3 protein-coding genes and 1 pseudogene are annotated in these 7,455 nt (G+C 27.3%); 3 read left to right on the top strand and 1 reads right to left on the bottom strand.

Annotated features, from left to right (window positions below):
• On the top strand, nucleotides 1-1,576 hold a 1,576-nt coding region (locus ACH2BO_RS07245), incomplete at its 5' end, for a T9SS type A sorting domain-containing protein (protein ID WP_395044084.1).
• A gap of 113 nt (nucleotides 1,577-1,689) precedes the next feature.
• Here the strand turns inward: ACH2BO_RS07245 and ACH2BO_RS07250 are convergent.
• Nucleotides 1,690-3,885, bottom strand: a complete 2,196-nt coding sequence (locus ACH2BO_RS07250) for an ATP-binding protein (RefSeq protein WP_395044085.1) — start codon at nucleotides 3,883-3,885, stop codon at nucleotides 1,690-1,692.
• A gap of 492 nt (nucleotides 3,886-4,377) precedes the next feature.
• On the opposite strand from ACH2BO_RS07250, the gene ACH2BO_RS07255 reads away from it, so the two are divergent.
• Together ACH2BO_RS07255 and ACH2BO_RS07260 are read left to right on the top strand one after the other, a co-directional pair.
• A complete protein-coding gene (locus ACH2BO_RS07255; RefSeq protein ID WP_395044086.1) occupies nucleotides 4,378-5,661 on the top strand; it encodes a citrate synthase in 1,284 nt (427 codons plus the stop codon).
• Between the two features lie 400 nt (nucleotides 5,662-6,061).
• Nucleotides 6,062-7,455 (top strand): annotated as a pseudogene (locus tag ACH2BO_RS07260) (hypothetical protein); the annotation flags it as partial.

Genomic DNA, 7,455 nt, shown 5'->3' on the forward strand with positions numbered 1-7,455 from the left:
TTGTAAAAATAATTTATTAACCACAATTGATGTTTCAACTTGTATAAATCTAGTAACTTTAGATTGTAGCAACAATAGTTTGGTCACTTTATTTGTAAAAAATGGTCAAAATGAAACTATTAATCTAAGTGGTGGTTCAAATAGCGGATTACAATATATTTGTGCAGACGAAAGTCAAGTCGCTGCATTAACTGGAGGTTCATATGAAGTAAATTCACTTTGTACAATAACTCCAGGCGGAGTTTATAGCGTTATTAGTGGCACAATTAGTTATAATGATACTGATGTAGTAAACAATCTTGAAAAAAACGTTAAAATACTTTGTACTATAGGTTCTCAAGTAATTCAAACAACTACAAATGAAGCTGGATTATTTGTACTTTACACCACTCAAACTACTGGAAATTATACTATTACTCGTGGATTGGAAAACAATGATGCATTTCAATCTTCTGCTCCAATTACAAATGATTTAGCTGTAGCTGGAAACAATAATGATTTTGTCCTAGCTCCAAATCTTTCTGCTCAAGTACCAGATTTAGAAGTGGTTTTGGCTCCAATAACTCCAGCTTTACCAGGTCAAGATGCAGTATATAAAGTGATTTATAAAAACAAAGGTTCTAAAAAAGTTGATGGTTTTGTAGATTTTAATTTTGATAATACTAAAATTACATATGTTGGTTCGTCTGAAACTTCTCCAATAATTACTCCTTCTCAACTTAGAAATTTGTTTACAAATTTACTTCCTCTAGAAACAAGAAGTTTCGAAATCACATTAAATTTAAATCCTACTACTGCTACAAATTACTATTCAGTTGGTCAAAGTGCCAATTTTAATGTTGATATAAATGAAGTTACAAATCTAGAATTAAGTACAACATTAGCAGACAATACTTTTTCTTATAATCAAATTGTTCAAAGTTATACACCTAATAATATTAAATGTTTAGAAGGAAACTCACTTGGCGCATCGTTAATAGGTGAGTATTTACATTATGTAATAAATTTTGAGAATTCAGGAAGTGCAGTTATTGATAATGTTGTTATTAAAAACACATTTGATAGTTCTATTTTCGATATGAATTCAATTCAAATACTTGAAACATCACATCCATTAGATTTAAAAATTGTAGATAATAATGTAGATTATTATTTTAGAAATTCAGGAATAAGTCCTCCAGGTGGTCATGGTGGAATATTGTTAAAAATTAAAACTAAAGATGATTTAGTTCCAGGAACATCGATAAATAATAATGCACAAATATATTTTGATTATTCAGCTCCAATTGTAACACCAACAGATACCATAGTTTTTCAAGCATTAGGTGTTGCAGAGAATAATGTTGATATGACAATTAAAATTCATCCAAATCCAACTCGTTCAATCATCAATATAAATGGCAAATTTACTATACAATCGATACAGTTATATGATATTCAAGGTAGATTGTTACAAACTAATATAGAAAATTCCAATGAATCTTTGCTTGATATTTCAGAAAAATCTAATGGAATTTATTTCATAAAAATCACCACTGACAAAGGAATTAAAGTAGAAAAAATAATAAAAGAGTAATTAAGAAACTTTGGTAAAAGTTTATACTAAAAAGATTCTCAGTATTTATTGAGAATCTTTTTTAGTATATATAAAAATTAACCAAATCGTTAAACTATTTGTGAGTTTTTTATTTATTTAGAATTTGTTAGAAATGCAATTTTCAACTTTTCAATTTCTAATGGTTTTAAAAAGAAATCATCAAAAAAGTGATTGTAATCTACATTATCTTTGGCAGAAATATCAGCTGTAAGACCAAATATTGGAGTTTCTTTATTTAAATTATCAAGTGTTCTAATGTTTTTGGCTGCTTGATAACCATCCAAAATAGGCATATGAATGTCCATTAAAATAAAATCATATTTGGTATGTTTACATTTTTCTGTTGCAATTAATCCATCAAGCGCGTGGTCTGTTTCAATTTCCCATTTTGAGAGAAGCTTTTTTGCAATCATTGCATTTATGGCATTGTCTTCTGCTAGAAGCACTTTGATTCCCAGCATACTATCCTTTAATACAGCTTTATTATTCTGTTTAATACTTTGTGTTTTTTTTAATTTTAATTCAAAAGAAAATACAGAACCTTTTCCAAAAACACTTTCTATTTTAATTTCACTATTATGAAGCTCAATAATTTTTTTAGAAATTGATAGTCCTAATCCTGCGCCATCTTTTTTTCTATTAATTCCATTTTTTAACTGTGAAAAACTGTGAAAAACTTGTTCAAGATTTTCTTTTTCAATTCCAATTCCTGTATCTGAAACTTTAAATAATATTTTATCAAAATCATCAGTTTGTTTAAGAACTTGAACTTCTAAAACAACATTTCCTTCTTCAGTAAATTTAATAGCATTAGATACTAAATTTCCTAAAATTTGAGTAATCTTAGTTTCATCAATCAAATAGTTCTCAGCAATGGTTTTATCAACTTTAAGTTTAAAATTTATACCTTTTTGATTTGCTTGAAATTGATACGTTTTCCAAAAATTATCTAGGTAAGATTTTATATTACTAGTTTGTATATCTAAACTCATTTTACCCAAATCAAGCTTAGTAAAATCTAAAATATCATTGATAATTTGCATTAAATGATTAGATGAAAATTTAAGAGAATCAATCAACATTTTATCTTCAATGTGAGAATTTTCACTCAACATTGTTGCTATTGTTGTTACTGCATTGAGAGGAGTTCTAATTTCGTGACTCATTGTAGAAAGAAATTCTTGTCTAACTCTAGCTGCTTCTTCTATTTTATTGCTTTTAGTAATTAATAAAGTCTTTTCTTGTTGAAACTCTGTTTCTTTTTGCATAGTTTGCATTCTAACAAGCAAATCATAATTCTCAATGATTTTAAAATTTTGAGCATTAAAAACACTTTCTTTTTCAAACAAATATAATTCTAAATGATGTAGTGCTTGATCATTATTGTTTTCAAATTTAAAAATGGAGTATAATAAATAGAGTGATTTAATTTTGATTAATGAAATATTATAAAGATAACATATTTCTAGTCCTTTTGTAATAGTTTTTCTTGCTAAATCAATTTTATTAGTTTCAAAATATAATTTTGCTAGTTTGTTATAACACATAACCAATCCAAGTAGTTCACCCATTTTAATATGAATAGAGATAGATTCTAGAAAATCTTTTTCTGCATCAACATATTTTTTTTGAATGAAATAAACTTTTGCTCTTCCATAAATTGCAAATGCTAAACCTCTTGTGTCTTTTGTTTTTTGTTTTATTACAATAGATTTTTCTATGATTTCTAATGCTAAATCTACCTGATTGTTTTTAATATATATTCCAGAGAGGTTATTGTAAGCATTAGATTCAAGATTTAAATCATTAATTTTTTTTGCTGCTTTTATAGCGTTTTTATGAGATTGAATAGCTTTAACATCGTCGCCTGTAAAACTATAAACAGTTCCTAACGATTTTTCACATCTTGAAATATTATGGTAATCATTGTACTTCTTGTAAATTATTAACGCATCAATTAAATATACAACGCCCAATTGAAAATTATTTGTTCTATAATAAAAACCTGCCATATTGTATTTAGAATCTGCAATGCCTTTTTCATCATTAAGTTTCTCAAACATAACAATACATTTCTGTGACAGATTATAAGATTCATCATACTTTCCAATAATCATATAGTATAACGAAAGTTGTGTTAATGATTTTGCTTTTAAATCATTAAATGTGTGGTTTGAACATAAAGATAATGCAGTATTTGTAAGTGAAATACTTTTTTCAAGATTATTAATCCTAATAGCATATGATTCCTCTAAAAGAGAATTAATTTTGGTTCTAGTATCTTGCACAACTTGGAGTTATGTTGCAAAAGTAATACTATAATTAATATAATTGTTTTATTTATATTAAATATTATATTTTTTCTATGTTCTTTATAATCAATACTTAAAAGAAATTATTTTTTTCAAAATAATAAGCAATATATTTTATTGTTACAGAAATAAGACTAAACAATTTACTAATTTTTTTAAAGTTATAAAATGAACAAAATTTTAATATTCAAGTATAGGTTTCATTCAGATTTAACAAATGAAATAACAACATAACTTGATATCTTATATAAATTAAAATGAATTTATTTTTAAAAACAACTTCTGAAAAAGGAATTGAAGTGTAGAAAATTGAGAAAGAGTAAATACATTAAATTCCAAATTCCTCAATTTTGTAACTCTACTTACAACTCACAACTCACAACAGATAAATTAAATTTGAATATTCATTTAGAATTTCATAGATTTGTTAAATTATTATTTTATCAGATTTAATTTCCAATTTACACCATGTCAAAAACAGCAATATTAGAATATGATGGCAAGAAGTATGAGTTTCCAGTAATTGTTGGAAGCGAGAACGAACCAGCAATCGATATTCAAAAACTAAGAGATTTTACAGGAGCAATAACTCTAGATCCAGGTTATAAAAATTCTGGTTCATGCAAAAGCGATATAACTTTTCTTGATGGCGAAGAAGGAATTCTTCGATACAGAGGTTACTCAATTGAAGACTTAGCCGAAAAAGCTGATTTTCTTGAAGTATCTTATTTAGTTATTTTTGGAGAATTACCTTCAAAATCACAATTAGCACAATTCGAAACCGATATCAGAAAATACACTTTAGTAAACGAAGAAATGAAAAACATCATCGATGGTTTTCCTAAAACTGCTCATCCAATGGGAGTTTTGTCTTCATTAACTTCTGCATTAACCGCTTTTAATCCAAAAGTTGTAAATGTTGATAACGAAAAAGAAATGTATGAAGCAGTATGCAAAACAATGGGCAAATTTCTTGTTATTGCAACTTGGACCTACAGAAAAATGATGGGTTTTCCTTTAAACTATTATGACAACACACAAGGATATGTTGAAAACTTTATGCAGTTAATGTTTAAATTACCAACATCACCCTATACTTCTAATCCAAAAGTTATTGACGCTTTAGATAAATTATTTATTCTTCATGCAGACCATGAGCAAAATTGCTCTACATCTACTGTTAGAATTGTTGGTTCGTCTCATGCCGGGTTATTTGCATCAATTTCTGCTGGAGTTTCCGCACTTTGGGGACCATTGCATGGTGGAGCAAATCAAGCAGTTTTAGAAATGCTTGAGGATATTCAAAAAGATGGTGGCGATGCCGATAAATATTTGGCTAAAGCTAAAGATAAAGAAGATCCATTTAGATTAATGGGTTTTGGACATAGAGTTTACAAAAACTTTGATCCAAGAGCAAAAATCATTAAAAAAGCTGCCGATGAGGTTTTGGCAACATTAGGAGTTGATGATCCAATTCTTCAAATTGCAAAAAAATTAGAAGAATCTGCTTTAGTAGATGAATATTTTGTTTCAAGAAAATTATATCCAAATGTAGATTTCTATTCAGGAATTATTTATCGTGCATTAGGAATTCCAACAGACATGTTTACCGTTCTTTTTGCAATAGGTCGTTTGCCTGGATGGATTGCACAATGGAAAGAAATGCGAATCAATAAAGAACCAATTGGTAGACCAAGACAAGTTTATACAGGTTACCCATTAAGAGATTTTATTTCAATGGATAAACGATAATTTATTATTTACAAATTCAATAAACTCTACCAATTGGTGGAGTTTTTTTTTGATTTATTTTTACTTAAATGTTGAACTAATAAAGTTTTATTGAACACTAACATCAGCATAAACAAGGTGTTTATGACGAAACTAAAATTAAGAATAATCTGATTACCAACAATATAAAAAATAGAAATATTATTATTATAATTAATATTCATAAGGCATTTCTCATATATTTTGTTAAAATAATGTAGTTCATCTATGATTTTGTGTTTTTTGTCTAATTATTTGTTAAAAGTTAATTTAAAGTATAATTTTGAACAATAATGTTAACAGATTAAAATGAAATAATATAAAATTATTAATGTAATATTTTAAATTTTACAATTATTTTTTAACCCTAAACCTACAAGCTATGAAAATGTTAAAAAGCAATTTAATTATTATAGGTATTCAATTAAGTTTTTTTATCTGTAATGGGCAGTTGATTGCACCTTCAACTACATCTTATGGTAATGGAGCACTTTCAGTTGGATTTCCTAACAACAATACTGCATTTGGAGCATTTGCATTAAAAAGTATAAATCCATTAAGTCCTGGATCAAATACTGCAATTGGTTCTAATGCTTTAAGGATGTTTAATTTACAAGCAGCTCTTAATTATGGTGCATCTGGAAGCAATACTGCTGTAGGAACATCAGCCATGCAAAATGAATTAGGTGGATCATCAAATACTGCTATTGGATATAAATCTATGCAATTATCAAAATCTTCGGGTAATTTATTTAATAATGTTGCAATAGGTGCATTTTCATTACATAGTGGCTCGTTAAACAATGAAGTTTGTAGTGAAAATATTGCAATAGGTTACAGTTCCTTATTTAAATTGAGAGCTGGAAACGATAATACAGTTATTGGATATCAATCTTTATCAAGTGCTCAAAGTACAAGTTATAATACAATTATTGGTTATCATTCATTTCATAAAACACTAAATGGTAATAATAATATTGGTTTAGGAGTTAGAAATGCCTTTAACAATATAAATGGAAGTTCAAATATTATCATTGGAAATAATTCTATGAGTAATTTAATTTCTGGATCTCATAACATTTCAATTGGTAATAGCTCTTCATTTATGAATGATATTAGTAATAGCTTAATTATTGGAGGTATTATTAGAGGAACTAATGTTTATAGTAGTAGTGGAGGAAGAATAGGAATTGGTTTGCCCTTAAATTTATTTCCTCAAAACAAACTTGAAATAACTCATGGCTACAATGGCTATTCTGGTTTAAGGTTTACAAATCTTACAAGTAATTTTATTCCATCGACAAGACAAATTTCTACTAAATTTTTAACTGTTGATGTTAATGTTGATGTTATTCTTAGCAATATGAGTAATTTAAATACTTCTAATATAATAAGCTCCACAGGAAATATCATGACTAGTAATGTAAATTCTATTTCTGATACTGCTAATATTGTAAATTCTATTTCTAATAGTATTAATTTCACTAATCAACTAGTCACAACTGTTAATGGTATTTCAAGCAATCCTGTGAGTTTACCTAATTTTGTAGAAGTTGACGGAAGTATTACCAATGAATTGCAAACATTATCACAAGCAGGAAACACAGTTACACTTTCAAATGGCGGAGGTTCTTTTAATCTTCCAACATTTACCGATACAGATGCACAATCATTAGCATTAGTTGGAAATAATCTAACAATTTCAAACGGAAACACAGTAGTTCTTCCAACATTTGTAGAAGTTGACGGAAGTGTTACTAATGAATTGCAAACATT

Origin of the sequence: Flavobacterium sp. (assembly GCF_043773265.1) — a bacterium.
Taxonomy (GTDB): Bacteria; Bacteroidota; Bacteroidia; order Flavobacteriales; family Flavobacteriaceae; genus Flavobacterium.